The following is a 26,235-nucleotide window of genomic DNA, read 5'->3' on the forward strand; positions in this document are numbered from 1 at the left end:
CGTCCGTCGCTCCGCTGGCGCTCCGACTCCGGCCACGCAACACGCCCGGCGGACTGGCGCGGAGGGCGGGGAGCCCGGTGGGCCGCCGGATGACGACAGGCCGTTGTCCGGTGGGGTGGTGGGCCGGCAGCCGGCCGGGCCGCGCGGCGAGCACCGCGCGGCGTAGGGGAGCGCACGCCGGGTCCGTCGGCGGCTGCCGGGCGGGTAGCGGGGTTGCGGTTACTGCGCCTCCGGCGGGGGCGCTCCGGCTCCAGGATGGCCGAGGGCCGTCGGCGGCTCGCGGTCCGTGGGTGGTGACGGTGGGGAGCCATCCCGCCCACCGTCGACCCGGGCGAGCCGAGCAGACCACCGCCCGACCCGCCAGCGTCCGTACGGGCGTCAAGGCCGTCTTGACGTGGCGGGCCGGGCGGCGGCCCGCTCCACAGGAGTGCGGGTCGACGGCAGACGGGATGGCGTCGGCCGGTGGCTACTGGAGTTCTTTGCAAACCGGAATTTTGTCGGTTCTTACGCTGCGACCAAACAACTTAACAAATACTGGTTCTTTCTCTAAGCGATCATCGCAGATTTGGCGATTAACCACGTCGTCAACATGAAAGCGCTCAACACCTAAACCGTCGCGGCGAAGGATGGTTACGCGATCATCTTTTTCATCGAGAACGTATCCGATTATCGCCGTCTTCTGGCTTCGTATTCCGATTGATTCGGTTGGAAGCCACATTCCCGGAGGGAAAAGAACCTGCACAAGAAGAAGAAGTGCTAACCCACCGTAGATGAAATAGCGTCCCCCTCGCAATATTCTGCGAGCAATTCGACCCCTCCTTAGCATCTCCTTGGAGGGAGTGAATCCCATCTCCGCGGCCACGCTCTCCGAGAGGCCGAAAAATGGCACTCTTGCGCCTGAGAGAACCGCCTTGGCAATAACTCGCCCAAGGAGAATTCGGCCGGCGGCATCCGCGAGGACTAAGGAAACTGCAGTTGCTGCGACATACAGGACCACGGCAACCGCCTGATCGGTATCCAAGAGCATTGCCCCGAACATGGCCAAGCAAGCCGCCATTGCGAGGCGTTGCCATCGTCCAGTTATATTCGGGTATTCAGTGAACGACACATGGAACACCAAGAACGTGGCACCGAACAAAAAGAAAGCCGGGAGGATTCCCAAGTATGTACCAAGTAGCAGACTTTGTATATTGAGTGTGGAGCCAAGTGATTTGATCACTGAAAGATTGCCGTTTGCTACAACGTACATGCGCATGGCGGCAATGAAAAACGGTAGGACTGTTACGGCTAGTCCGATATAGGCAATTCTGTGGTCCGGCTTATCCTCTAAGGTTGGTGCGCGCTCTTGGGGTTGGCTGCCGTGGCTTTCTCGGCTGTCATCGGGCACGCCATGCATCATCCCAGACGTTGTCAATGGCGGGCATATGATAACGACCGGGTGTCGTCGGCTAACCAGCTTCGGTTCCAACCGTCCTGGTCCGAGTTTTGTCACGAGGCGTGATCGTGGCTCCAAGCCCCGCTTCAACGTCTGCACGCGGGCTGGGTGACCAACTGGGTGACGACGGTCGCGGGCAGTGCCGGACGTCCATGGAATCCGGTGGAACGTTCGGACAGCTCAGCCTTACTGTTGAAGCAGCTCAACGCCGGCCGGTGGTTCCTTCACACCGAAGGTGTCTGCTCGCTCCACCCCGGACCCGACGGGCACTGCTCGCAGCCGGTGATGCCGCAAGCGCGCACGTTGGCCGCCGCGTGGATCGAACCCGTTCCGGGGCAGTCGGCCCGGCCGCACTCCGTCGACATGTTCTCGTGGAGGATCACGATGCCGAGGCAGGACGGCGAGGACTTGACCCCTGAAGGACGACGAGCCATTTCAACCTCGGATGGGTGACTAACTGAGTGACGATCGGGGCGGACCGGCGCGCACACCGGTGGACGACGACGGACCGAGAGTCCAGGGTACGACGCGAGTAGGGGCAGGCCGGCCCAGATTGATCGTTGCCTGGGGGTCAAGGAGTCACTGGGTTGACATCCATAGGAGCATCGGGATGGCTTGATTATTCTGTTCGCGAATAAACTGGAGCTAATCAGGTAGAACGTAAAGTTCTTTCTCTCACAAAAGGGCGGTGGAGCGTCAGCCTCATTCAGAAAAGTCTCTACACTGCGACGACGCATCAGATCTCAGCCGCAACACCCTCTCTACCTTCGACTGACTCAATGCCATGTCTGCCTCTAAGGCAGTCAATGACTGCCTTAGACATATCGGGGGAGAGTTGCTGGAAGATTGTCGCTATAGGGGGATTGGGTTGACCAGCCCCAACGACAGTCACAAGCAGTTCCACGGCTAGAGCACGAGTTTCCGGATGAACATCTGCTAGTCGTCCCCAGCCACGAATAAGCTCCGTATTGAACTCGCCCGCAGCAGGGTCGTTAATGAGCCACAGCCATGCATCAGCCAGGGGGTCAAGAAGTTCTAGCTCACCTTGCGCACCCGAACGGTTATTGAGACGGCCTGTTCTATGCAGCCACTCGGGATCGAGGAGCCCCGTAAGCGCGATGGTTCTCTCATGCTGGGGCCATTGTTCAACTACCGAAAGCACCCTAGTCAGTTTCGTCCTCTCAGCATGAGAACGCAATGCATCTTGTACAGCCAGTCGGACTGCAGGGGTCTGCGCTCGACCAGCAACGCGACGCAACCGCACGACGGCAACGGTGAACGAATTGTCGCCGACCTTGCCGCCACAGAGCCTGGCTACTTCGACGAGATTTCGGCTGCCGCCGGCCCAATCGTAAAGGCGCTTCTGTAATGCCTGGCCGACGTGCGGATCCTCTAAGAGCCCAGCGAGAGCCGCATAGGCCCGCCGATTCTGATCACGATTGCCGCTTAACAAGTTAAAGAGCACATCAATTGCGGATACCCATCGATGGCGGGATGCTAGGCGGTGAACCACTTCGATAAGTCGACGACTCTCAGCGCTGTCAGTAGGTTTGCGAGCTGACATGTCGTTGATCCAGGCGAAGAGTGCCTTCCTGATGTTAGGCCTTTGCTCCCAAAGATAGTCAACAACTTCGTCATGGTCTGCACCTCGGGCCGATAAATAAACCCGGTCGCCGATTCGGCGCGCCCCCACCTTGGCTAGCTGTTGACGTATGTCGGCACCCTCAAGTGTTCTCGTAGGATCAACCGCTATGCCAAGTTTGTCACTCAGAGCGCTTGCCTCTTCAGAAAGCGTTTCAACCGTTGCTCCGCCCAGAACCGCTGCGGCTATGAGCAGAATTCGCTCTCCCGCACTGCCCGGCGCGTCCTTGGCAAGGTGGTCAACAATGTATCGATTCCAGCGCTTCCATGACGCAGCAAATCGCAGCAATTCCTCTTGCGATTCCGCATGCGCGCTTATATCAGATGCGAGGCCAACGCCGTAGTCTGGCGGGGCATCGCTATCCTTCAACGCTTCGACGATCCCCGCTAGAGCCTGGACATCTAGGAGCTCCCCTCCAGGCATGTTAGTGCGTCGCGCCTGATAATCCAACCGGACCCGCACAACTTCGAGAACCCGAGGTTGGCCAATAGGCACCGTAATGTCGGCAAGTTCGTCGGCATACTGTTGCCAGACTGCAGTGCTTGCGATGACGACTAGCTTCGCCTTCATCGCCTCTAGTTCGCGGCCATAATCACGCAGGTTGGCGGCAAAATCTTCGGATAAATCCTCTGCATAAGTAATGTCAAGCAAGTACCGAGCGTTGCCTTCTCGCGGGAGATCACGAAAATCGTGCTCTCCCCAGGTAACGTTCAGCCTATGTACGGGCTGAGCAGTACCGAGACACAACACCGACAACGCACAAGTATGCCGCCCAGTGCGAGGCTCTCCCATCAGCACAACTACGCCCGCATGCCCGCGCCAAAGGATATGTTCTGCCCGCTCATAGCCATGCGGTGAACTGAAGGCATGAACGGCTACATGAACGTCTCTGGAACTGACCACTACGCGCGGCACTCGAGCACGCACGTAGGTGACGTTCAAATCACGGCGCGCCTGGAGGATCGTTGCATTAGGGCCAGCTTCGGCGATCATTGCCCCAGCATCGGCGCCGAAGTCGTCGTCAGCTTCCACTGCTTTGCCCGAAGTGTATTGCTCCGTTGATGTCTCGGCCAGCCTGAATAGAAATACCGCCCTCCGCCACGGTGGCAGTCATAGGACGAATACCCGGCGCTGTCGATGAAGCCTCCTCATTGCAGAAGTCCCGGCGGATGGCGGACCCGAACGCGGTTTCGACAACGGACGGAAATTCTCGTAGCGACCTGGACAGATCCCGGCCGTCTCGAACCTGAATATCGAGACTGGGCCTCACAGCCCGAAGATCAATAAGATCGGTCTCTATGTCTTTTGCGTCAACGATGCATGCCACAACCACGATGAAACTAGTGACGACGAACGGCTGCCGGACCTCGAACGCCGTGACCGCGCGTCGCAGGGCCGCTCCGTCGAATTGCGCCACACGCTTACATTGGTACGCAAAATACGTCATACCGTCATCGGTGGCAATCACATCCCGGCCATCGTCAGCCCGGCCGGGCCTGCCGTACAATCGGGCCTCTCGGTGGCCGTCCACCGCCGTGGCTACCTCTGCAATTAGTGCCTCGAAGTCATACGGCGACATGGCCTCAAAGGGCAAACGACTCGGTCTGGGTCGCGGAAGCGGCGCGTATCCTTCCGGCGGCAGGGCCAACGCTGGTGCAGGATCGAGGGAGTTGAATAGGCGTGCCTGCTCAGTATCGGGCAGATCGAGCTGTCGGCGTCGAGGCGTCACTAGTGGATTATCGACTGAAGCCCCTACAGCCACAGCAAGTCGCTTGCAGTCTGTCACTATTCCGACACTTGCTGTGTTAATCCTCGCGGTGGTGCTAGATCGCAGCCTGCATTCGGTACCCGGACCGACTGACTATGCTAGGTCACGCAGTACAGCCCTGGCGTCAGCTGAACCGTAGGCTTTGGGCGTCACCCAGGGAAGGGCTGACGACCCTGGGCGCGATCGTGGGCTGCTCTCGGCGATCGCGGCCACAGCCATCAGCGTTGCCGGGCAGTTCGCTGGCAAGGCCTGAAACTACGCGGCGAGAGGTGCGGGGTAGGCCCTACCTTGCGGAAGGGATGCGCTCGGTGGCGTACAGCTCTCTGCCCGGTGTGCGTCGGGCCCGCAGCGCGTGGTCAGGTTCGGCGCGGATACTGGCGGGGTGGCGGAGGAGCAGGCGAGGGAGTTGACTCGGTGGACCATCCACGGCGAGCGGGTAGTGGACGACACCCGGCGGGCACGGCTGAGCATCGCCGAGGTGGAGTTGCCCGACGGGGTGCGCTTCGAGCAGTACGTGATCCGGGCTCCCCGGTCGGCCATGGTCGCCGTGATGGACGATCGGGAGCGCCTGCTGTTGATGCGGCGGCACCGCTTCGTGTTCGACCGCTGGGTGTGGGAGCTGCCCGGCGGTTACGTCGATGAAGAGGAGCACCCGGCGCAGTGCGCGGTACGGGAGGTGGAGGAGGAGACCGGCTGGCGACCCCAGGCGGTGGAGCCGCTGTTGTCCTTCCAACCCTGGGTCGGCACTGCCGACGCCGAGAACCTGCTCTTCCTGGCCCGGCACGCCGAGCACATTGGCGCACCCGTGGACGTGAACGAAGCTGAGCAGGTCGCCTGGATTCCGCTCGACGAGGCGTACGAGCTGGTGTCCCGGGGTGAGATCGTCGGTGCCGGGACGGTGATCGCCGTGCTGGAGCTGGTGGCGCGCAAAGCCCGGGGAGAGCTGTGACGGTCAGCGTCGAGGGCCGAGGGTGGCATCGATGCGACCGGTGAAGTGCCGGACGGCGGGTACCCGCCGATGTGGGGCGAGCTGCGCTTGCAGGTCGCGGACATAGCGAACGGCCCTGGCCGAGCGAAGCTGGTTAGTCAGAGTCAGAGCTTCCGCGCCGATGGCGCAGGCCCGGTCGGGTTCGCCCTGCTGGGCGTGGACGCTGGCGAGCAGCGCCAGGTTGAATGCCCGACCACGTACGTACCGGTTGTCCATGCGTAGGGATCGGGCGGCGAAGCGTTCGGCGTGGGTGGTGCGGCCGAGGGCGTGGAAGCAGTGGCCGAACTTGGCCGACAGGTACGCCTCGTCGAAGTAGCTGAGCCATTGCGGGTCGCTGCTGCGGTCGGCTCGGTCGAGAGCCTGTTCCGCCTGATGCAGGGCGGCAGCGCAGGCCCGTTCGTCGTTGGCCTTGGCCAAGGCGTGGGCTTCCATGACGTGGGCTTCGGCGGTCAGCACGGGAACCCCGGCGCGGCGGGCGGTCCGGCCGGCGGCGCGGGCGAGGTCGAGGCCGGTGGCGGTGTGGCCGAGGTAGGTGGCCTGGTGGCTCATCGCGGCGAGGATCTCCGCGCCGAGGCCGTCGTCTCCGGCAGCGTGGGCGAAGTCCAGGGCGAGGGTCAGGTACCGCTGGGCGATGCCGTGCTCAGCCGTGTCATACGCCTGCCAGCCGGCGAGTTGGGCCAGTTCGGCGGCGGCACTGAGCAGCCGTTGACCGGTGGCGTGGTCGTACCGGCCGTCGGTGAGCAGCGGGGTCACCTCTTGGTGGAGGTAGCGGGCGACGGTGTCGCGGGCGTGCCCACCGCCGTACTGGTTGTCCAACTGGCGGTAGGTCGCCGTCATCGCCCGGATGGTGTCAATCTCGGGTTGACCGACCGCGCTGCGTCCGGGTTGGGTGACCGGAGCTGGGTCGGGGGCGGTGAACCAACGCAGCGCCGGCAGGGTGTAGCCGGCCGAGCTGAAAGCCACCTGCCGGAGCACGTCTCGACGGTTCACGTCACCTCGCCAAAGCTCTGCGGCACTGCGTACGTCCTCCTGCCAGGTCCGGATAGCCGTCGGCTCGCTGGGGGTACGCCGGGTGGGATTGAGCGGCGGTGCGGCCTGTCGGGGTGCCAGGCCCATCGTGGTCCGCGCCTGGTCGGGCATCCGGCAGCCGTCGGCGATCCGCTCCAGGACGTCGATCGAGGTGACCTTGCGTCCGGCCATGATCCGGCTGACGTAGCCCTGCTCCAGCCCGACGGCGGCCCCGATCCGGCTCTGACTCGCCCCGGTGAGACTCGTGATCCACTGGAACAGCCCGCCGATGTCGCGGGCGGCCAGGACGGCCAGCACCTCGCCGTGCGACCACGCATCCTCCGGTATCCGCAGCGGATCGAGCAGCACGGCAGCTCCCAGCGTCGCGTTCCGACTACTCAAGGTGTTCAGGTCGACAGCCTAGGGCGACCATTCAGGCTGGTCGAGCCGTCCCATGTCACCGTGACATGACCGCTGGCCATAGAACGGCCCACCGCCGGACGCGATGGTCGGCGCATGTCCTTCGATGTCGACAACCCACCCGTGGAACCGCCCGCCGACTGCCGGCACCGCCTACTGTGGCGACTGGCCCGCGCCCTCTGGGAAACCCACCGACCCGACAGCACCAGCTTCTGCATGGCCACCGGCACCTGGCACCCGAACCAACGCGAACCCTGCCAACCGGCCAGACTCGCCCAGGAAGGGATGCGGACCGCCTTCGGCGAATCCACCCCGACCTCACCACCCTGGCTCACCGTCACCCGTGAACGCCTGGCGGCCGGCGAGATCGACCCCATGGACGCCGTCGCCGAAGCCCTCTGGCACCGCCGCCACACCCCCAGGTCGGGGCGGTGACCGATGGGAGCCCTCTACACCTCGGCAGCCTTCCAGGAATACGCCAAAGCCCAGGTAGCCCACGCGGACATCCTGCTGACCAAGCACGCCGAGTCAACCCTGAGCCTGTGCCGCTGCGGCCGACTCCACCCCTGCGACGAACACCAACACTGGCTGGAGATGCGAACCCACTTCCGGCAGTTCCTCGTCGACGAGCAGTACAGCAGCGGAGTACAGCAACCGAGCCGACCACACCCGGCCCGGACGAACCCCAGCAGGCCGGATGACCTCGGATGACACCCGATCCGACCAGCCTGCCGCCAGTTCGGGACGAAGAGGTCGTCGGTTCGAATCCGGCCACCCCGACAGAGGTCAGAGGGCACATCCGATCACCGGATGTGCCCTCTGGTGTTTCCGGACCACGGTCGGTCGGGTCAGCCCTTGGGCTTCCACCACAGCGGCAGACAAACCCACGACGACCGCGAGGCAGGAGAGCCCCTGCACAGCACAGCAACCCGAAGCCGACGTAGGTCCCCGCCGATCGTAGGCGCGACGGCCCCGATCGGGCCGCTGACCATCGACCCCGAGCCTCGGATGACCCGGGACACCTGCCACCTGTCCAGACGGTATGCCTGCCGGGCATGAATATGACGGATGGGCATACGTGTTCTCAGCGAAGGTGTCCCGGCCCAGGTGACTCACCGTGCGGAGCCACTGCCGGTCGAGGAACAACGCCCGGCCGCAACGACGGCGAGGAACCGTACAGTGAGGGTCGGCACCGGGAGGAGCGCCATGTCCACTGTCGACCCCGTCGTGCTCACCCTGCCGTTCCACGGCACCTGGCTGGTCCAGAACAGCCCCGCCCGGCGGGTGCCCAGCCACGGCACCGACCTCTTCGCCACCACGTACGCGATGGATTTCGTGGCGGTGCGGGGGCGGCGGACGGCGACCGTGCGTGACTGGCGCACGGTGCTGGCGACCGAGCCGCCGCAGCGGTTCCTCGCCTTCGGGCGGCCCGTCCTCGCCCCCGCCGCCGGCCGGGTGGTGTCGGTGCACGACGGCGAGGTGGACCACGAGTCCCGGCGCTCGCCGTTCACGCTGCTGTCCTACGCCCTGACCCAGGCGGCCCGGGTCCGCCGGGGCGCGGGCGCCGTCGCCGGCAACCACGTGATCGTCGAGCTGGCGGACCGCCGAGGGTACGTCCTCCTGGCTCACCTGCGCGCCGGGTCGATCCGGGTGGCCGTGGGCGAGGCGGTCGGTGTCGGGCAGGACCTGGGCGACTGCGGCAACTCGGGCAACTCCACCCAGCCGCACCTGCACCTACAGGTGATGGACGCCGCCGACCCGTACGCCGCGCGGGGCGTGCCGATGTCCTTCCGGCACTACCGGGTGTGGCAGCGGTCCGGCGGCCCGCCGGTCGACGTCGCCGGGGGAATCCCGGGCGAGGCGGAGGTGGTCGAACCGCAGTGACACCTCACCCGACGGCATCGGCGTCACCATCGGCACCGGCCAGGGCCACACCCGGGGTGCCCACGCCGCGCCCCGCGCCGATCGAACCGCGCCACGCGCCGGTCTCCGTGCCCCGTGCCTCCAGGTAGGACTTGAACCGTTCCAGGTCCGCCTCGGCCTGCCGGGCCACCACGTGCAGCCGGTCCGCGGCCTTCTCGGCCAGCCCGTCCGGCTCGTACTCCAGGCACAGCAGCACCCGGGTGCGGTCGGCGTCGATCCGCTGGAAGTAGACCGCCCCGGCGTTCGTGACGCCGTCGGTCGCCGCCCAGGCGACCTTCTCGTCCGGCACCTGTTCGAGCACCGTGGCGTCCCACTCGCGCCGCACCCCGGCGATCCGGGCGACCCAGTGCAGCCGACGGTCGCCGAGCTGGCGGACCTCCTCGACGCCGGCCATGAAGTGGGGGAACTCCTCGAACTGGGTCCACTGGTTGTAGGCGGCACTGACCGGGACGCCGACGTCGATCGACCTCTCGACCCTGGTGGTCATGGCGTTCCTCCTCACTCCGGTCGAGTCGGCTCGCCGGGAGGGACCTGGTCCTGGGGGTGCAACGACCGGTACCCCGGGGACGACCGCGCCAACCCGGGCAGCGAGCCGGACGACCGGGCCAGCGAGGCGGGGCCGGTGCGGCCGCGTCGGGCCGGCTTTCCTGGCAAGGTGTACGCCATGTCTGCGCTGCTCCGCCCCCGGATGTCCGACTGGACGGTCGTGGTGCCCGTCCTCGCGGTGGTGCTGCTGCTCGTCACCTGGAACCGCGAGCTGCCGGGCCTGCTGGTGGCGGTGGTCGCCGCGTTCCTGGCCGGCGCGGTGCTGGCGGCCGTCCACCACGCCGAGGTGGTCGCCCACAAGGTCGGTGAGCCGTACGGCTCGCTGGTGCTCGCGGTGGCGGTCACCGTCATCGAGGTCGCCCTGATCGTCACCCTGATGATCAGTGGCGGGGACAAGACCCAGGCGCTGGCCCGGGACACCGTCTTCGCCGCCGTGATGATCACCTGCAACGGCATCCTCGGGCTCTCCCTGCTGCTCGGCGCGCTCCGGCGGCGGGTGGCGGTGTTCAACCCGGAGGGCACCGGTGGGGCGCTGGCCACCGTGGCGACCCTCGCCACCCTGAGCCTGGTGGTGCCGACCTTCACCACCAGCAAGACCGGCCCGGAGTTCTCCCCGGCCCAGCTCGCCTTCGCCGCCGTGGCGTCACTCGCGCTCTACGGGCTGTTCGTGATGGTGCAGACCGGCCGGCACCGGGACTACTTCCTCTCCATCACCAGCGACGGCAGCGTGGCCTACGGCGACGGCGACGGGCACGCCGATCCGCCGTCCACGCGCACCGCCGTGATCAGTCTGGTGCTGCTCGTCGTCGCCCTGGTGGCCGTGGTCGGGGACGCGAAGACGGTCTCACCCACCATCGAGGCCGGGGTCGCCGCGGCGAACCTGCCGCAGTCCTTCGTCGGGGTGGTCATCGCGCTGCTCGTCCTCCTGCCGGAGACCCTCGCGGCGGCCCGTGCGGCCCGCCGGGACCGGGTGCAGATCAGCCTCAACCTCGCGCTCGGCTCCGCGATGGCGAGCATCGGCCTGACCATCCCGGCGATCGCGGTCGCCTCGATCTGGCTGGACGGGCCGCTGCTGCTCGGCCTCGGCGGCACCCAGCTGACCCTGTTGGCGTTGACCGTCGTCACCGGGGTGCTGACCGTGGTGCCGGGCCGGGCCACCGTCCTGCAGGGCGGGGTGCACCTGGTGCTGCTCGCGGCGTTCGTCTTCCTCGCCGCCAGCCCCTGACCCGACGTCGACCCCGTAGCGGCCGGACGACGGTGACCGGCAGGACCGCCGTACCGCCGGCGACCCTGGTCAGTCGTCGTGGCGTTCGGTGCGGGCGACCTCGGCGAACGCCGCCTCCAGGCAGCCGGCGAACGGTACCCCGGTCACCGTGAGCAGGTCGCACACCAGCAGCGGGGCGTGCCGGGCGACGGCGGTCGGGTCGGGCGGGGTGTCGTCGTCACCCGGGTCGTAGACACCGAGCGCCCCGGCCAGCAGCACCAGCACCACCTGCGGGTCGACGTCGGGTTGCCAGGTCGCGGCGGCCCGGACGCAGCGCTCCAGCACCTGCCGGACGTCGTCGCTGTCGAGCCCGTCGGGGTGGGCCTGTTCCAGCAGGAGCCGGACCACCCCACCGACGACCAGCCCGGCACGGTCGGCACCGGCGAGCCGGAGCACCGCCCGGTCGTACGCCGCGTCGTCGCGGGCCTGCGCGGCGTCCACCGCCTCGGTGACGGCCACCGCGATCTCGCGGGCCGGGGCGGGCAGGTGTCGCCAGGTCACCGTCACCGGCCCAGCATGGCAGAGCCGACCGACACCACCCCCGCCCGCACCGGCCCCCGCCCGGCGGACGTCGATGCCGGACAGCGCCGGCCGGGACAGACACACCCGAGGCGGCACGGAACCGACCGCCCGAGGCCGGGCGAAACAGCAGGGGGCGAAAACGGGGCGACCGCCCCGGGCGGGGCGGCGGCTCCCGGTGCGAGGAGTCGCCGGCCGTCCCGGGACGGTCGGACGATGACCGGAGTACGCCCCTCAACGCTCCGGTCACCGCGGGTCCGTACGGGCCGTTTCCGGCCCCGACGGTCAGCAGTACGTGTAGCTGCCCTTGCTCCCCCACGTGCAGGAGTCGATCCCGGTACCGGCGGAGTTGCGCAGGTAGGCGGTGTCGCCGGTGTTGTTCCAGATGTAGTTCCCGGAGCCCCAGTACCGGTGGGTGGAGGTGTTGGTGCCCTTGCCGGTGTGGAGGTAAACGCTGGCGCCCTTGGCGAGCCGGAAGTCGCCGGAGAACGTGTAGACGTGGCGGGACTTGTCGCGCAGCGTCCAGGACTTCAGGTTCAGCGTCGAGCTACGCCGGTTGGTCAGCTTGACGTACTCGGCGTTGAGGCTGGTGTTGGAGCGGTTGTCGGTGCCCGGGGAGTTGTAGTAGACCTTCGTGATCTCCACGGCCGGCGTCGCGGCCTGGGCCGGCGCGGCGATGGTCAGCGAGCCGCCGACGGCGACGGCGAGCGCCACGGCGAATCCGACGAGCCTGGTGTTCTTCACACGTTCCCCCACAGGTTCACGGGCCGACGTCGAGCGGACGTCGCCACGGAAAGTGGGCCGAGGCTATCCGTACCGACCGGCAACTGTGGACTCGAAAAGCGTGGCGGCGGCAAACACGTCCGCCAGTCCGGCAGTGGGACCCTAATGGCGATCATGGATGACGCGATCGTCCGGCGGAGGCGTCCCTTCCACCGACCCGCACTCCCCCGCCGGGTGGAGCAGGGCGACCAGTCGGGGTCGGGTCCAGTGCCCGACGACCCCCGGTCGGCCGGCCAGGTAGTCGATCGTCTCGGACGACGACCAGCCGTGCGCCTCCCGCAGCCCGTCGGCGATCATCCGCAGGTAGACCGGGGCGGGCGGGGTCCACGCCACGTCGGACGCCCGCCCCGGCGCGGTGAAGGTGAGCATCGGCAGCCCGTCGGAGGTGCCGACCCGCAGCAGGGTCTCGTACCGCCCCGGGCCGAGGGTGGCCCGGCCACCGGCCACCGCCTCGTCGAGCGCGGGCAGGTCGTCGCCGGGTGGCCGGTACATCTCCTGCGCGGCGAGGTCGGCGAACTGGGCCCGGGTCAGCAGGTAGCCTCGGGCCGCCGCGACGCCGGGCAGCTCCGGGTCGTAGAAGGCCATCCCGCCGGTCCAGGCCCGGGACTCCCCGGCGAAGTAGATGCCGCCGGGGATCAGCGCCGGCAGGGTCCGGCGCGGTGGTCGGCAGTCCCGACAGCCGGGGTACGACCGCAGCCCGCCGGGCGGCCGACCGCCGGAGAGGTACCAGCCGAGCCGGGCGGCGTGCAGGTTCGACCCGTAGGCGACGTACCAGAGCAGTTCCACCCCGCCCCCTCCGCCGCATCCGGGCCTCCCACGCTATCGCCCACAGGCCCTGTCCACATCCTGTGGATGAAACATGTGTACGAACGAAGTGATCTTGAGTGGCCCACCGTTCCCCGCTGAGTACGCTTGATCGCAGCCCCCGGCACCCGCCGGGCCCCTCTCACCTGGAAGAACGTGGATCACGAGCGAGTCGTCCGGGACGTCACGGTCCGCCTGCCGATGGCGTCGACCGCCGCCGAGGCGTGCCGGTGGACGGTGACCGCACTCGCCCGGTACGTCCCCGCCACGATCTCCGTCCTGCTCCAGGTCCACGACCGGCTCCGCTGTGTCGCCGCGACCGGCGCCTGGCAGGTCTTCTCCGCCGTCGGGCCCAAGTCGGGCATCGTCGGCCGGGTGTACGCCTCCGGCGAGGGCGCCACCGTCGGTGACGTCACCGCCGACCCCGACTACCTGCCGTTGCGCCCCGACGTCACGGCCGAGATCTGCGTACCGGTGCGGGACCCGGCGGGCCGGCCGATCGGCGTGCTCGACCTCCAGTGGAGCGGGCCGGTGGAGCTTGGCCCGTGGCGGGAGACCGCCGAGCGGCTCGCCGAACGACTCGGGGCCCGGATCGCGGAGCTGGGCGGGCCGCCCGCCGAGAGCCGCAGCGAGCAACTGCTCCGGCACGCCACCGCGATGACCTCGGCCCCCACCGACTGGGACCTGATGACCGCCGCGCTCACCGCCGCCCGGGAGGTCTCCACCCTCTCCACCGCCGTGCTGGTGCTCGCCGGTCGGCACGGCCCCCGGCTCGGCGCACCCACCGGGGTCCCCACCGAGTGGGAGTCGCGGGTCCGGGCCGCCCTGGCCGACGCCTCGACCGCGCAACTCGATCGGCTCGTCGCGCGGGCCCACCGCTACGGCGCGGCGTACACGCTGGGTGAGGCGGGGTGCCCGCCCACCGAGGAACATCTCGCGCTGGCCCGTGCCGGGGTGCGCACCCTGGTGTCGGTGCCGGTCGGCCCACCGGAGGGCGGCGGGGTGCTGCTGGTCGCCGACGAGCGGCTGCTGCGCCCCGACCCGACCACGGTCAACCTGATGGAGCTGCTCGCCGGGCAGGCGTGGGCCGCGTTGGAGCGGCTGCGCACCCTGGCCCAGCTCCGGGAGCAGGCCAGCCTGGACCCGCTCACCGGGCTGCGCCACACCGGCACGTTCGGGCGGCGGATCGCGGCGGCCACCCCCGGGCGTACCGCGCTGCTCGCCATCGACGTGGACGGCTTCAAGACCGTCAACGACACCTACGGTCACCAGGCCGGGGACCGGCTGCTGGTGGGGCTGGCCCGCGCCCTGGAGGCGGCGCTGCGGCACGGCGACGAGCTGTACCGCACCGGCGGGGACGAGTTCGTCGCGGTGATCGAGGTGGCCCACCCCGACGAGGCGGTCCGGATCGCCGAGCGGCTCACCGAGGCGGCCCGCCGCACCGGCCGCACGATCAGCGTCGGGGTGGCCCTACCCCGGCCCGGCGAGCTGGCCGACCGCACCCTGCACCGCGCCGACCAGGCCCTCTACGCCGCCAAGAACCGGGGTCGGGACCGGGTCCAGCTCTCCACCCCCTGACACCGGGGCAGGCCCGCGCCCGCCCGGCCGGGGCCGGTGAGGCGGCCGGTCAGGAGCGGGTACGGGGCCTGACCACGAGTTCGGCGATCTGGGCGGTGTTCAGGGCGGCACCCTTGCGCAGGTTGTCACCGGTGACGAAGAGGTCGAGCGCGCGCGGATCGTCGACGGCCCGGCGGATCCGGCCGACCCAGGAGGGGTCGGTGCCGACCGCGTCGATGGGCATCGGGAACTCGCCGGCGGCCGGATCGTCGACCAGGATCACGCCGGGGGCGTTGCGCAGCGCCTCCCGGGCCCCCTCGGCGTCCACCTCGGTGGCGAAGACCGCGTGCACCGCGACCGAGTGGCCGGTCACCACCGGCACCCGTACGCAGGTGGCGGAGACCTTCAGGTCGGGCAGGCCGAGAATCTTGCGGGACTCGTTGCGGACCTTCATCTCCTCGGAGGACCACCCGTGGTCGGCCAGCGACCCCGCCCACGGCACCACGTTCAACGCCAGCGGCGCCGGGAAGGGGCCCAGGTCGTCGCCGACCGCCTGCCGGACGTCGCCGGGGCGGGAGCCGAGCATCCGGTCCCCGGCGATCTTGCCGAGTTGCCGGTGCAACGCGTCCACCCCGGCCTGACCCGCCCCCGACACCGCCTGGTACGACGCGAGCACCAGCTCCCGCAGGCCGTACTCGCGGTGCAGCGGGGCGATCGCCACGATCATGGTCAGCGTGGTGCAGTTGGCGTTGGCGATGATCCCCTTGGGGCGGTGGTCCACCTGGTCCGGGTTGATCTCGGGGACCACCAGCGGGACGGCCGGGTCCATCCGGAACGCGGCGGAGTTGTCGACGACCACCGCACCCCGGTCGACCGCGATCGGCGCCCAGCGCGCCGCCACCTCGTCGGGCACGTCGAAGACCGCCACGTCGACGCCGTCGAACGCCTCCGGGGTGAGCGCGCCGACGGTCAGCTCCTCGCCCCGGCAGCGCACCTTGCGCCCGACCGAACGGGCCGAGGCCAGCAGCCGGATCTCGCCCCAGACGTTGCGCCGGGCGGAGAGCAGGTCACACAGCACGGTGCCGACAGCCCCCGTCGCCCCGACCACGGCCAGGGTGGGCTGCGGTGCCACCGGGGCTACCGTCCTGTTCCCGCGTACACCACGGCTTCGGAGTCGCCGCCCAACTCGAACTGGTCGTGGATCGCCCGGACCGCCCGGTCGAGGTCGGTGTCCCGGCAGACCACGGAGACCCGGATCTCCGAGGTGGAGATCATCTCGATGTTGACGCCGGCCGCGCCGAGGGCGGCGAAGAACCCGGCCGCGACGCCTGGGTGCGAGCGCATGCCCGCACCGATGAGCGACACCTTGCCGACGTGGTCGTCATAGAGCAGGCCCTTGAACTTGACCGGCTCCTGGATCTTGCTGAGGGCGGCCATCGCGGTCGGGCCGTCGGCCTTGGGCAGGGTGAACGAGATGTCGGTGCGCCCGGTTCCCTCGGTGGAGACGTTCTGCACGATCATGTCGATGTTGATCTCGGCACCGGCCACGGTGTCGAAGATGCTGGCGGCGGCGCCCGGCTCGTCGGGCACCCCGACGATCGTGATCTTCGCCTCGCTGCGGTCGTGGGCGACCCCGGTGATCAGTGCCTGTTCCACGGAAAGGTCCTCCATCGATCCGGTGACCATCGTGCCGGTGTTGGTCGAGTATGACGAACGGACGTGGATCGGCAACCCCGCCCGGCGGGCGTACTCCACGCTGCGCAGGTGCAGCACCTTGGCGCCGCAGGCGGCCAGCTCCAGCATCTCCTCGTAGGTGATGTGCCGGATGTGCCGGGCGTTGGGCACGATCCGCGGGTCGGCGGTGAAGATGCCGTCCACGTCGGTGTAGATCTCGCAGACGTCGGCGTGCAGCGCGGCGGCGAGCGCCACGGCGGTGGTGTCCGAACCACCCCGACCCAGGGTGGTGACGTCCTTGGTGTCCTGCGAGACGCCCTGGAAGCCGGCCACGATCACCACCGCGCCCTCGTCGAGCGCGCCCTTGAGCCGCCCCGGGGTGACGTCGATGATCCGCGCCCGGCCGTGTGCCGAGGTGGTGATCACCCCCGCCTGCGAACCGGTGAACGAGCGGGCCTCGTACCCCAGGTTGTGGATGGCCATGGCGAGCAGCGCCATCGAGATCCGCTCCCCGGCGGTGAGCAGCATGTCCAGCTCACGGCCCGGCGGCAGGGGGCTGACCTGGTTGGCCAGGTCGAGCAGCTCGTCGGTGGTGTCGCCCATCGCGGAGACCACCACCACGACGTCGTCACCGGCCTTGCGGGCGGCGACGATCCGCTCGGCCACCCGCTTGATCCGCTCGGCGTTGGCGACGGAGGACCCGCCGTACTTCTGCACCACGAGTGCCACGACGGCGCACTCCCTCCCAGCGACGACCCTGAGCGTGCCGACGCCGCCGGCTGAAGTCCGGCGGCGCGTGTCAGACCACCCCAGGGTATCGGGCGGTACGCGAGAGCGGGTCGGGTGATCCCACCATCCGGCCGAACCCGCTGGCCGACGCGGGGTTCCCGGCCGGTGGGGCAGGGCCGCCGCGACCTGCGCCGACGCCGCGGCGCAGTGCCGGGTCACGGTCTGCGCGACCAGCCGGGGAGGTGGCCGGGACCGGGTTGATGCCCCGACACGCCGATCGGAGGCGGGATTCGCGCGGGGCTGTCGCCGTCGGCAACCCGGCGCAGAATGACCCGGTGCATGACCACCCCCGCCCGGTCCGCCGGCCGACCGGCGTCCTGACCCTGCTCCTGCCGGTGTCGTCGGCGCTGGCGTTGCTGGCCGGCTGCGCCGCCGACGGCCCGACCGCGCCGCCGACCGGACCGCCCTCCGATCCGGCACCCGCCCCGGCGGACACCGCCCGGGACGAGCTGGCCGCGTTGGCCGCCGCCGCCCGGGACCGGCACCTGACCGCCCGGTACACCCTGTCCGGCACCGGCGGCCCGACCCGCGACATCACGGTGACCAGCGCCAACGACGGCAGTTGGCGGGTGGACGTGCCCGGGGGCGCACTCGGTGGGACGGCCGACGTCGCGCTCGTCGCCACCCCGGACGGGCTCTTCCAGTGCGCCCTACCCTCGGCCGGCCACTCCGGGCCGGCGAGCTGTGTCCGGCTCGGCGACCGGGACGACGCGGTGCCACACCGGCTGGACCCCCGGGTGCAGCACCCGTTCACCGACTGGCTGGAGGTGCTCACCGACCGGCGTACCGCGCTGTCGGTCTCGGTGGCGACGGCACCGCCCGGGGTCCCCGGGAGCTGTTACGCGGTGGAGAGCACCGCCGCCTCGCTGACCCCGCCGCTGGACGTGGGGATCTACTGCTACCAGCCCGACGGCACCCCCACCTTCGTACGGGCGGCGCTGGGCACGTTGACCCTGGCCGGTCCGCCCGGCCCGGCGCCGGACACGGTGCCGCTGGCAGGGCCGGTGGTGGCCGGCGAGCCGCTGGGGCAGCAGGCGGAGCAGGTCTCACCGAGCCCCGGAACGTCCTGACCCTTCTGGGCGTTACGGGTGGCCTTGACCACATTTGCCGGGGCGGGGCAATCGACCAAATCCCCCATACGGGATTCTCTTCGGATGGCTGATCTCACCCCGTTGCTCGCCTTCCGCTGGAGCCCTCGGGCGTTCCACCCGACCGCCGCACTGACCGGCGACGAGGCCGCCTCCCTGCTGGAGGCGGCCCGCTGGGCCCCGTCGGCCGGGAACGTGCAGCCGTGGCGGTTCGCCCTCGGCCACCGCGACGACGAGACGTGGAAACGCATCCTGGTCAGCCTCGCCGAGGCCGACCAGGGCTGGGCCCGGCACGCCGCCGCGCTGGTGGTGGGCGCCCACACCGGAGGCGACCCGGAGCGGTACGCGTACGACCTGGGTCAGTCGATCGCCCACCTCACCGTCCAGGCCACCGCCCTCGGCCTGTACGCACACCAGATCCGTGGCTTCGACCGGGCCGCGCTCGCCGCCGACCTGGACCTCGCGTCGGGAATCCGCCCCCTGGTGGTGACCGCCGTGGGGCGGCTCGGCGACCCGTCGGCCCTGCCGGGGGAGCTGCTGCGCCGGGAGACCGCCCTGCGGCACCGGCACCCGGTCCACGCCCTGCTGCTGCACTGACCACCGGCGTCGGGTCCCCGCCGAGCCGGTGGTGATCCCGGCGGGTGCGATCCGGATCTCAGAGTCCGGACCCACCTTCCCACCCCCAGTCTCATCACGTAGGGTCACTCTGTCATGTGGCAGGCGTACCTTCTCCTTGGTCGCCGCGACGGGGCCTGACCGGCCGGCACCCCGTCGCGGAGTCGAACCGCGCCGTCCAGCAGATCCGAACCTCCTCTCGGCACCCGTCCGGCATCGCCGCCCGACACCCGCCGACACCTTCGAATGCTGACGCCACCTGACCCACGGGAGCACTCCGTCATGGCTCAACCTGTCACCGACGCCGAGACCGACCAGTTCGCCCGGCAGCGTCCCAGCCGGATGCCGTACCAGCGCTACCAGCCCTACCACCAGCAGTTCCGGATCGACCTGCCGGACCGCACCTGGCCGACCCGGCACGTCGAGGTCGCGCCCCGCTGGTGCGCGGTCGACCTGCGCGACGGCAACCAGGCCCTGATCGACCCGATGTCACCGGAGCGCAAGCGCCGGATGTTCCAGCTGCTGGTGCAGATGGGCTACAAGGAGATCGAGGTCGGCTTCCCCTCGGCCAGCCAGACCGACTTCGACTTCGTCCGGCAGCTCATCGAGCAGGATCTGATCCCCGAGGACGTCACCATCCAGGTGCTCACCCAGTGCCGGGAGCACCTGATCGAGCGGACCTTCGAGTCGCTGCGCGGCGCGCACCGGGCCATCGTGCACTTCTACAACTCCACCTCCACGCTCCAGCGTCGGGTGGTCTTCGGCCTGGACCGCGACGGCATCACCGACATCGCCACCCAGGGCGCCCGGCTCTGCCGCAAGTACGCCGAGATCCACACCCCGGACACCGACATCTACTACGAGTACTCGCCCGAGTCGTACACCGGCACGGAGCTGGAGTACGCGGTGGAGGTGTGCGCCAAGGTCATCGAGGTGATCGACCCCACCCCGGACCGCAAGCTGATCGTCAACCTGCCGGCCACCGTCGAGATGGCCACCCCCAACGTGTACGCCGACTCGATCGAGTGGATGCACCGGCACCTGCCCCGCCGGGACAGCCTGGTGCTGAGCCTGCACCCGCACAACGACCGGGGCACCGGGGTCGCCGCCGCCGAGCTGGGCCTGCTGGCCGGCGCGGACCGGATCGAGGGCTGCCTGTTCGGCAACGGTGAGCGCACCGGCAACGTCGACCTGGTCACGCTGGGCCTCAACCTCTTCTCCCAGGGCATCGACCCGATGATCGACTTCTCGCACATCGACGAGGTCAAGCGGGCCGTCGAGTACTGCAACCAGCTGCCCGTGCACGAGCGCCACCCGTACGCCGGCGACCTGGTCTACACCGCCTTCTCCGGCTCCCACCAGGACGCCATCAAGAAGGGCTTCGACGCCCTGACCAGGGACGCCGAGGCGGCCGGGGTGCCGATCGACGAGTTCACCTGGGCGGTGCCCTACCTGCCGATCGACCCCAAGGACCTGGGCCGCACCTACGAGGCGGTCATCCGGGTCAACTCGCAGTCCGGCAAGGGCGGCGTCGCGTACATCATGAAGACCGAGCACCAGCTGGACCTGCCGCGCCGGCTCCAGATCGAGTTCTCCGGCGTCGTCCAGCAGGTCACCGACCACGACGGTGGCGAGGTCGAGCCGGGCACCATGTGGCAGATCTTCGCCCGCAACTACCTGCTCGACCACCAGGTCGACCCGGCCGTCACGCTGGCCGGCTACACGATCGGCACCGTCGACGGCAAGGTCGAGATCGAGGCCCAGGTGGTCGTCGACGGCGCGGCGCGCACCCTCACCGCCGTCGGCAACGGCCCCATCGACGCGTACGTCAACGCGCTCCAGTCGGTGGGCGTGGCGGTCCGCGTGCTGGACTACCACGAGCACGCCCTCTCCTCGGGCGGCGACGCCCAGGCCGCCGCCTACGTGGAGTGCGACATCAACGGCCAGACCGTGTGGGGCGTCGGCACCGACCCCAACATCGTCACCGCCTCCATCAAGGCCGTCACCAGCGCCACCAACCGCACCCGGCACTGATCGCGCGACCCGGGGCTCGTGGTCGTCGCCGGACGATCCCGGATCACCACGAGCCCCGGGCCGGCTGCCGGTCCTTGGCGGCACGGCCGACCGCGCCCACCCCCGCCACCGGCCGGCCACCCCGCCGCGCCCATCCCGCCACCGGCCGGCCACCCGACGCTCTCGCCCGCTACGCGCCCCTGGTCGACGGCGCGGCCCGACCCGGCGCGCGGTCCGGGGACGGCGGACGGTGGACCAGCAGGGCGGCCAGCAGCGCGCCACCGAGCAACAGCCCGGCGCACCAGGCCATCGCGCCCCGGAACGCGTCGGTGAGGGCGGTCGCCTGCTCGTAGCCGGTGCCGGACAGACCCACCAGCAGCGGCAGCGCGGCCACCGCCAGCAGGCCACCGGTGCGGGACGCGGCGTTGTTGAAGCCGCTGGCCACCCCGGCGAACCGGTCCGCCACGGCGGCCAGCACCGACGCGGTCAACGGCGCCACCACCAGGGTCAGCCCGATCCCGAACAGCAGCACCCCGGGCAGCACGTCCCACCAGTACGACGCCCCCGGCCCGACCCGGCGCAGCAGCAACAGACCACCGGCGGCGGCGACCGGGCCGACGGTCAGCAGCAGCCGGGGGCCGATCCGCGCCGACAGCGCCCCGGCCCGCGCCGAACCGAGCAGCAGCAGCACCGTCATCGGCACGGTGGCCAGCCCGGTCCGCAGCGCCGACCAACCGACGACGTTCTGGAGGTAGACGGAGAGGAAGAAGGTGAACCCGCTCAGCGCGGCGTAGACCAGCACGGTGAAGACGTTCAGCACCGAGAAGAGCCGGCTGCCGAAGAGCGTGGTGGGCAGCATCGCCCCCTCGTCCCGATGCCGCTCCAGCAGCACGAACGAGACTGCGGCGAGGACGCCGACGCCGGCGGCGAGCAGCACCGACCAGGAGCCGACCCCGCGTACCGGGGCGTCGATGAGGGCGTAGGTGAGCCCGCCCAGGGCCACCGCGCCGAGCAGCGCACCGGCGATGTCGAACCGCCGGCCGGCACTGCGGGAGACGTTCTCGTCGCGGCTCTCCGGCACCCAGCGCATCGCCGCCAGCAGCACGCCGACCGCCAGCGGCAGGTTGATGAAGAAGATCCACCGCCAGGAGAGCGCGTCGACCAGCCAACCCCCGACGAACGGCCCGAGCGCGGTGGACACGCCGGACAGCCCGGACCAGGTGCCGATCGCCCGACCCCGGTCGTCCGGGTGGAAGCTCGCCTGGAGCACCGACAGCGAACCCGGGGTGAGCAGCGCCCCGCCCGCGCCCTGGAGGAACCGGGCGGCGATCAACTGGTTGGTGTCCTGGGCGAGACCGCACAGGACGGAGGCGACCGCGAACCAGACCACTCCGATCAGGAAGATCCGCCGCCGGCCGAACCGGTCCCCGAGCGACCCACCGAGCAGCACGAAGGCCGCCAGCATCAGCGCGTACCCGTTGACCGTCCACTGGAGACCGGCCACGGTGGCGTCGAGGTCCGCACCCAGGCGGGGTAGTGCCACGTTGACCACGGTGCTGTCCAGGAACACCATGCCGGAGGCGAGGATCGCCGCGAGCAGCGTCCCCCGTCCGGCCGTGGTACGGATGCGGAGCGCGTGAGCGGGTGCCGTCATGGGTACCAATCTGCACGCCCGCATCCGGAGACGCCACGAAACGCAGAAACCGTGCTTGGGTACTGTGCGGGATCGCCGGAAGCCGCAAGCTGGAGAGGTGTCGTCTGTGCGTACCAGATCAGGAGGCCGCGCGGCGGTGGCGGCGGCCCTTGCCGCGCTGCTCGCCTTCGGCGCGGGTGGTTGTGACGTCTCGGTGGCCGAGCCGGAGGCGCCACCAGGCAACGCCGGCAACGTGGGTGAGCAGCTCTCGGAGCTGACCGTCGCCGAGGCCGGTTCGATGAAGGGCTACAGCCGGAACCGCTTCCCGCACTGGCGGGACACCGGCAAGAACTGTGACGTCCGGGACACCGTGCTCCAGCGGGACGGGAAGGACATCCGCCTCTCCGGCTGCAACGTGGTCGGCGGGCGGTGGGAGAGCGTCTATGACGGGCGGACCTTCACCGACCCCTCCGACGTGGACATCGACCACATGGTGCCGCTGGCCAACGCGTGGCGCTCCGGCGCGGACGAGTGGGACGACGCCAAGCGCGGCGACTTCGCCAACGACGTGACCCGGCCGCAGCTCTTCGCGGTCTCCGCCAGCTCCAACCGGTCCAAGGGTGACCAGGACCCGTCGCAGTGGAAACCGCCGAACCGCGCCTACTGGTGCACCTACGCGGAACACTGGGTAGCGGTCAAGCACCACTGGCGGTTGACGGTGACCAGCGCCGAGAAGACCGCCATCAGCGACATGTTGGGGGGGTGCACATGGGCGGGCAAGCGCTGACACCGGCCGACCCGGACGGTACCGACGCCGGAACCGACCCGGCCACACCGGCGACGTCCGCGGCCGGACCGGCAGCTGCGGAGGGCAGGGCAGTTCCCGGGGGCGGGCCGCCAGCCGACGGGAGCGGGGCCGACCCGGCCGCACCGGCGGAGGGGGCGGCCACCGCCGGGATGACCGCCGACGGCCGACCCGCCGGGTCGGCCGAGGTGCCCGGCGCGGGGATGACCGCCGACGCAGGTGGCACGGGTACGCCCCGCGAGCTGACCGCCGACCTGGTCGCCGGTCCCGGCGGGGTGATGACCGACGAGGTCGGCGTGGTGACCGGCGAGTTGACCCTGAAGACCCGGTACGCCGACGGCCAGGTCACCCTCGCCGTCCAGTACAAGGACGCCGACGAGTGGTACGCGGTGACCGGCGCGGCCGCCAAGCTGGCCGACCCGGCCGGCCTGGACGCCGTGCACACCGTTGCGGTCGCCCTGCTGCACCGCCCCGAGGGCTGACCCCTCCCCGCAGCGGTCCGGTCGGCGTCGCCCGGGCGATCACCGCCACTGCGGCCACACCTGCGGCGGCCGTAACCGTCCCGCCGACCGCTCGCTCGGCTTGGCGCGTGACGAGGGGCCCCCTTCCCGCACCCGGGAAAGGGGCCCCTCGTCAGCTGCTCACAGGGTGGGGATCAGCTCACCGGTGTCGCCCGGTGCCCCGCCGTCGTCCGGCCGGACCAGCTCCGGCTCCACCTCGTGCGGGCGGACCCGCCCGGCGGCGATGTCCTCGGCGAAGTGGCAGGCCACCCGGTGTCCGCCGACGACGTCGCGCAGCGCCGGACGCTCGTCGACGCAGCGGGTCGGCTGCGCCCACGGGCACCGGGTGTGGAACCGGCAACCGGGCGGCGGGTTGGTGGGCGAGGGCAGGTCCCCGGCGAGCAGGATCCGCTCCCGCCGGTCCTCCACCAGCGGGTCCGGCACCGGCACCGCCGACATCAACGCCCTGGTGTACGGGTGCATCGGCTCCCGGTAGAGGTCGTCGCTGGACGCCTCCTCCACCAGCCCACCCAGATACATCACCCCGACCGTGTCGGCGATGTGCCGGACCACCGCCAGGTCGTGCGCGATGATCAGGTACGTCAGCCCGCGCTCGTTCTGGAGGTCTTCCAGCAGGTTGAGCACCTGGGCCTGGATCGACACGTCCAGGGCGGAGACCGGCTCGTCGGCGACGATCAGATCCGGGTCGAGGACCAGCGCACGGGCGATCCCGATGCGCTGCCGCTGCCCGCCGGAGAACTCGTGCGGGTACTTGCTCAACGCCGACGCGGACAGGCCGACGGCCTCCAGGGTCTCCCGCAGCCGCCGGTTCGTCGCCTCCCGGTCGTCGGCCAGCCCGTGCGCCTTGAGCCCCTCCACCAGCAGCGACTCCACCGACTGCCGGGGGTCGAGGCTGGACAGCGGGTCCTGGAAGATCATCTGCATCCGGCGGCGGGCCGTGCGCATCGACTCGCCCTTGAGCGCGCGCACGTCGGTGCCGTCGAAGACGATCTCACCGTCGGTCGGCTCGACCAGCCGCAGCAGACCCCGGCCGAGCGTCGACTTGCCACAACCCGACTCGCCGACCAGCCCGTACGTCTCACCCGCGTTGATCGACAGCGAGACGCCGTCGACCGCGTAGACATATCCGACGGTACGGTCGAAGAGCAGGCCGCTCTTGATCGGGAAGTGCACCTTGACGTCGCGCAGCTCGATCAGCGGGCGCTCCCGCCCCGCCGCATCGACCGCCCCGGCCTGCCCGGCCACCGCCCCGGCCTCCGCCTCGCCCTGCCCGGTCTCCGTTCTCGGCGGCCCGGTCACGGCGTCATCCGTGCCCAGCCGCGGGGTCGCGGCGTCGTCCGTGCCCGGCCGCAGGGTCGCGGCCTCGTCCATGCCCGGCCGCGGGGTCGCGGCGTCGTTCTCCGGTCCGGTCCGCTCGGTCACGGCACCGCCACCTCCTCCGAAACGGGGTTGTTGCACCGCAGGTCGCCGCCGGAGGCGGTGGGCTCCAACGGCGGCGGGCCGTCCAGGCAGGCGTCCACCACGTTGTCGCAGCGCGGCGCGAAGGCGCAGCCCTCGACCCACGGGATGTTGTCGGCCACCGAGCCACGGATCGCGTGCAGCCGCTCGCCCCGCGGCGAGTCGAGCCGGGGCACCGAGCTGAGCAACCCGTGCGTGTACGGGTGCCGGGGTCGGGCGAACAGCTCGTGCCGGGCGGCCCGTTCCACCACCCTGCCGCCGTAGAGCACGTTGACCGTGTCGCAGAGACCGGCCACCACCCCGAGATCGTGCGTGATCATGATGAGCGCGGTGCCGGTCTCGTCGACCAGTTGCTTGAGCAGGGTGAGGATCTGCGCCTGGATGGTGACGTCCAGCGCGGTCGTCGGCTCGTCCGCGATCAGCAGCCGGGGCTTGCAGGCCAGCGCGATCGCGATCAGGGCCCGCTGCCGCATGCCGCCGGAGATCTGGTGCGGGAACTCCGTCAGCCGGCGGTCCGGGTCCGGGATGCCGACCGCGTCGAGCAGTTCCCGGGCCTCCCGCAGCGCCTTGCGCCGGGTCATTCCCCGGTGCCGCTCCAGCACCTCGGCGACCTGCACCCCGATCGGGATGACCGGGTTCAGCGAGGAGAGCGGGTCCTGGAAGATCATGCCGATGTCCCGGCCCCGCCGGTCCCGCAGGTCGTCCGGGCGGAGCCCGAGCAGGTCGGTGCCCTCGAAGAGCACCTCGCCGGTGACCCGGTTGCCCCGCTTCGGGAGCAGCCCCATGATCGCCAGACTGGTCACGCTCTTGCCGCAGCCGGACTCGCCGACCAGGCCGACGGTCTGCCCCGGCTCCACCGTGAAACTGACCTGGTCGACCGCCGTGAACGGCCGCTCGCCCCGGCGCTGGAACACCACGCTCAGATCGCGTACGTCGAGCAGGCTCATCGGGTCACTTCCTCACTGTGCTGGTCGTTCGCTCC

General features: G+C 70.0%; 24 protein-coding genes. 11 read left to right on the top strand and 13 right to left on the bottom strand.

Annotation, left to right across the window (positions count from 1 at the left end; all coding sequences use genetic code 11):
• Positions 1-466 precede the first annotated feature (466 nt).
• From ACQP1S_RS30135 to ACQP1S_RS30145, 3 genes are all read right to left on the bottom strand, one after another.
• On the bottom strand, positions 467-1,387 hold the full coding sequence (locus ACQP1S_RS30135) for a hypothetical protein (RefSeq protein WP_432901290.1): 921 nt from the start codon (positions 1,385-1,387) through the stop codon (positions 467-469).
• 784 nt (positions 1,388-2,171) lie between these two features.
• Positions 2,172-4,109: a hypothetical protein gene (locus ACQP1S_RS30140; RefSeq protein WP_432901292.1), complete on the bottom strand. Its 1,938-nt coding sequence runs from the start codon at positions 4,107-4,109 to the stop codon at positions 2,172-2,174.
• Complete coding sequence (locus ACQP1S_RS30145; protein WP_432901294.1) at positions 4,099-4,656, bottom strand: hypothetical protein; 558 nt, start codon at positions 4,654-4,656, stop codon at positions 4,099-4,101. Before ACQP1S_RS30145 ends, ACQP1S_RS30140 begins: the two co-directional genes overlap by 11 nt.
• A 571-nt stretch (positions 4,657-5,227) precedes the next feature.
• Here ACQP1S_RS30145 and ACQP1S_RS30150 point away from each other — a divergent pair.
• Entirely contained in the window at positions 5,228-5,794 is a 567-nt protein-coding gene (locus ACQP1S_RS30150) for an NUDIX hydrolase (protein ID WP_432901296.1), read from the top strand.
• 3 nt (positions 5,795-5,797) lie between these two features.
• Here the strand turns inward: ACQP1S_RS30150 and ACQP1S_RS30155 are convergent, their stop codons facing one another.
• Complete coding sequence (locus ACQP1S_RS30155) at positions 5,798-7,210, bottom strand: helix-turn-helix domain-containing protein (protein WP_432901298.1); 1,413 nt, start codon at positions 7,208-7,210, stop codon at positions 5,798-5,800.
• Between the two features lie 147 nt (positions 7,211-7,357).
• On the opposite strand from ACQP1S_RS30155, the gene ACQP1S_RS30160 reads away from it, so the two are divergent.
• The 3 genes from ACQP1S_RS30160 (at position 7,358) to ACQP1S_RS30170 (ending at position 9,145) form a co-directional block, all read left to right on the top strand.
• The gene (locus ACQP1S_RS30160; protein WP_432901300.1) at positions 7,358-7,696 is read left to right on the top strand and encodes a hypothetical protein; all 339 of its coding nucleotides are present in this window, start codon (positions 7,358-7,360) and stop codon (positions 7,694-7,696) included.
• 3 nt (positions 7,697-7,699) lie between these two features.
• Positions 7,700-7,972, top strand: coding sequence for a hypothetical protein (locus ACQP1S_RS30165; RefSeq protein WP_432901302.1), 273 nt, complete (start codon positions 7,700-7,702; stop codon positions 7,970-7,972).
• A 495-nt stretch (positions 7,973-8,467) separates the two neighbouring features.
• Positions 8,468-9,145, top strand: coding sequence for a M23 family metallopeptidase (locus ACQP1S_RS30170; protein ID WP_432901304.1), 678 nt, complete (start codon positions 8,468-8,470; stop codon positions 9,143-9,145).
• 4 nt (positions 9,146-9,149) lie between these two features.
• On the opposite strand, the gene ACQP1S_RS30175 is transcribed toward ACQP1S_RS30170, so the two are convergent.
• Positions 9,150-9,671: an SRPBCC family protein gene (locus ACQP1S_RS30175; protein WP_432901306.1), complete on the bottom strand. Its 522-nt coding sequence runs from the start codon at positions 9,669-9,671 to the stop codon at positions 9,150-9,152.
• Positions 9,672-9,848: 177 nt separating this feature from the next.
• Between ACQP1S_RS30175 and ACQP1S_RS30180 the strand changes: the two genes are divergently transcribed.
• Positions 9,849-10,955 carry a calcium:proton antiporter gene (locus ACQP1S_RS30180; RefSeq protein ID WP_432901308.1) on the top strand — a complete coding sequence of 369 codons (1,107 nt, stop codon included), beginning with the start codon at positions 9,849-9,851 and terminating at the stop codon, positions 10,953-10,955.
• Between the two features lie 69 nt (positions 10,956-11,024).
• Here ACQP1S_RS30180 and ACQP1S_RS30185 read toward each other — a convergent pair whose 3' ends face one another.
• The 3 genes from ACQP1S_RS30185 to ACQP1S_RS30195 all read right to left on the bottom strand — a co-directional run bounded on the left by ACQP1S_RS30185 (position 11,025) and on the right by ACQP1S_RS30195 (position 13,082).
• Positions 11,025-11,501 (bottom strand): hypothetical protein, encoded by a 477-nt coding sequence (locus ACQP1S_RS30185; RefSeq protein ID WP_432901310.1) that lies wholly within the window; start codon positions 11,499-11,501, stop codon positions 11,025-11,027.
• 297 nt (positions 11,502-11,798) lie between these two features.
• The gene (locus ACQP1S_RS30190) at positions 11,799-12,257 is read right to left on the bottom strand and encodes a lamin tail domain-containing protein (protein ID WP_245722592.1); all 459 of its coding nucleotides are present in this window, start codon (positions 12,255-12,257) and stop codon (positions 11,799-11,801) included.
• A 141-nt stretch (positions 12,258-12,398) separates the two neighbouring features.
• A complete protein-coding gene (locus tag ACQP1S_RS30195) occupies positions 12,399-13,082 on the bottom strand; it encodes a histone deacetylase (RefSeq protein ID WP_432901312.1) in 684 nt (227 codons plus the stop codon).
• A gap of 174 nt (positions 13,083-13,256) precedes the next feature.
• Between ACQP1S_RS30195 and ACQP1S_RS30200 the strand changes: the two genes are divergently transcribed.
• Positions 13,257-14,678 (top strand): GGDEF domain-containing protein, encoded by a 1,422-nt coding sequence (locus ACQP1S_RS30200; protein ID WP_091247989.1) that lies wholly within the window; start codon positions 13,257-13,259, stop codon positions 14,676-14,678.
• Positions 14,679-14,727: 49 nt separating this feature from the next.
• Here the strand turns inward: ACQP1S_RS30200 and ACQP1S_RS30205 are convergent, their stop codons facing one another.
• Both ACQP1S_RS30205 and ACQP1S_RS30210 read right to left on the bottom strand, forming a co-directional pair.
• Positions 14,728-15,789: an aspartate-semialdehyde dehydrogenase gene (locus ACQP1S_RS30205; RefSeq protein WP_432901314.1), complete on the bottom strand. Its 1,062-nt coding sequence runs from the start codon at positions 15,787-15,789 to the stop codon at positions 14,728-14,730.
• 5 nt (positions 15,790-15,794) lie between these two features.
• Positions 15,795-17,060 (bottom strand): aspartate kinase, encoded by a 1,266-nt coding sequence (locus ACQP1S_RS30210; protein ID WP_091247793.1) that lies wholly within the window; start codon positions 17,058-17,060, stop codon positions 15,795-15,797.
• Positions 17,061-17,395: 335 nt separating this feature from the next.
• On the opposite strand from ACQP1S_RS30210, the gene ACQP1S_RS30215 reads away from it, so the two are divergent.
• From ACQP1S_RS30215 to leuA, 3 genes are all read left to right on the top strand, one after another.
• On the top strand, positions 17,396-18,190 hold the full coding sequence (locus tag ACQP1S_RS30215) for a hypothetical protein (RefSeq protein ID WP_432901316.1): 795 nt from the start codon (positions 17,396-17,398) through the stop codon (positions 18,188-18,190).
• Between the two features lie 84 nt (positions 18,191-18,274).
• Positions 18,275-18,805, top strand: coding sequence for a nitroreductase family protein (locus ACQP1S_RS30220; protein WP_432901318.1), 531 nt, complete (start codon positions 18,275-18,277; stop codon positions 18,803-18,805).
• 300 nt (positions 18,806-19,105) lie between these two features.
• Positions 19,106-20,857, top strand: a complete 1,752-nt coding sequence (gene leuA, locus ACQP1S_RS30225; RefSeq protein ID WP_432901320.1) for a 2-isopropylmalate synthase — start codon at positions 19,106-19,108, stop codon at positions 20,855-20,857.
• Between the two features lie 169 nt (positions 20,858-21,026).
• Here leuA and ACQP1S_RS30230 read toward each other — a convergent pair whose 3' ends face one another.
• A complete protein-coding gene (locus tag ACQP1S_RS30230; RefSeq protein WP_432901322.1) occupies positions 21,027-22,490 on the bottom strand; it encodes an MFS transporter in 1,464 nt (487 codons plus the stop codon).
• A 106-nt stretch (positions 22,491-22,596) separates the two neighbouring features.
• Here ACQP1S_RS30230 and ACQP1S_RS30235 point away from each other — a divergent pair, with 106 nt between their 5' ends.
• Entirely contained in the window at positions 22,597-23,256 is a 660-nt protein-coding gene (locus tag ACQP1S_RS30235; RefSeq protein ID WP_432901324.1) for an HNH endonuclease family protein, read from the top strand.
• Positions 23,238-23,756, top strand: coding sequence for a hypothetical protein (locus ACQP1S_RS30240; RefSeq protein ID WP_432901326.1), 519 nt, complete (start codon positions 23,238-23,240; stop codon positions 23,754-23,756). Before ACQP1S_RS30235 ends, ACQP1S_RS30240 begins: the two co-directional genes overlap by 19 nt.
• A 159-nt stretch (positions 23,757-23,915) precedes the next feature.
• Here the strand turns inward: ACQP1S_RS30240 and ACQP1S_RS30245 are convergent, their stop codons facing one another.
• The gene (locus ACQP1S_RS30245) at positions 23,916-25,217 is read right to left on the bottom strand and encodes an ABC transporter ATP-binding protein (protein ID WP_432901328.1); all 1,302 of its coding nucleotides are present in this window, start codon (positions 25,215-25,217) and stop codon (positions 23,916-23,918) included.
• Positions 25,214-26,200, bottom strand: coding sequence for an ABC transporter ATP-binding protein (locus ACQP1S_RS30250; protein WP_432901330.1), 987 nt, complete (start codon positions 26,198-26,200; stop codon positions 25,214-25,216). The genes ACQP1S_RS30245 and ACQP1S_RS30250 overlap by 4 nt, the downstream gene beginning before the upstream one ends.
• Between the last annotated feature and the right edge of the window lie 35 nt (positions 26,201-26,235).

The sequence above is a fragment of the Micromonospora matsumotoense genome (assembly GCF_050951065.1).
GTDB lineage: Bacteria > Actinomycetota > Actinomycetes > Mycobacteriales > Micromonosporaceae > Micromonospora > Micromonospora matsumotoensis.

Bases quoted from the DNA above. Each gene is read 5' to 3' on its own strand.
- ACQP1S_RS30145 (WP_432901294.1), bottom strand. From the start codon at position 4,656: ATGTCGCCGTATGACTTCGAGGCACTAATTGCAGAGGTAGCCACGGCG.
- ACQP1S_RS30160 (WP_432901300.1), top strand. From the start codon at position 7,358: ATGTCCTTCGATGTCGACAACCCACCCGTGGAACCGCCCGCCGACTGC.
- ACQP1S_RS30165 (WP_432901302.1), top strand. From the start codon at position 7,700: ATGGGAGCCCTCTACACCTCGGCAGCCTTCCAGGAATACGCCAAAGCC.
- ACQP1S_RS30170 (WP_432901304.1), top strand. From the start codon at position 8,468: ATGTCCACTGTCGACCCCGTCGTGCTCACCCTGCCGTTCCACGGCACC.
- ACQP1S_RS30175 (WP_432901306.1), bottom strand. From the start codon at position 9,671: ATGACCACCAGGGTCGAGAGGTCGATCGACGTCGGCGTCCCGGTCAGT.
- ACQP1S_RS30180 (WP_432901308.1), top strand. From the start codon at position 9,849: ATGTCTGCGCTGCTCCGCCCCCGGATGTCCGACTGGACGGTCGTGGTG.
- ACQP1S_RS30220 (WP_432901318.1), top strand. From the start codon at position 18,275: ATGGCTGATCTCACCCCGTTGCTCGCCTTCCGCTGGAGCCCTCGGGCG.
- leuA (WP_432901320.1), top strand. From the start codon at position 19,106: ATGGCTCAACCTGTCACCGACGCCGAGACCGACCAGTTCGCCCGGCAG.
- ACQP1S_RS30230 (WP_432901322.1), bottom strand. From the start codon at position 22,490: ATGACGGCACCCGCTCACGCGCTCCGCATCCGTACCACGGCCGGACGG.
- ACQP1S_RS30240 (WP_432901326.1), top strand. From the start codon at position 23,238: ATGGGCGGGCAAGCGCTGACACCGGCCGACCCGGACGGTACCGACGCC.
- ACQP1S_RS30250 (WP_432901330.1), bottom strand. From the start codon at position 26,200: ATGAGCCTGCTCGACGTACGCGATCTGAGCGTGGTGTTCCAGCGCCGG.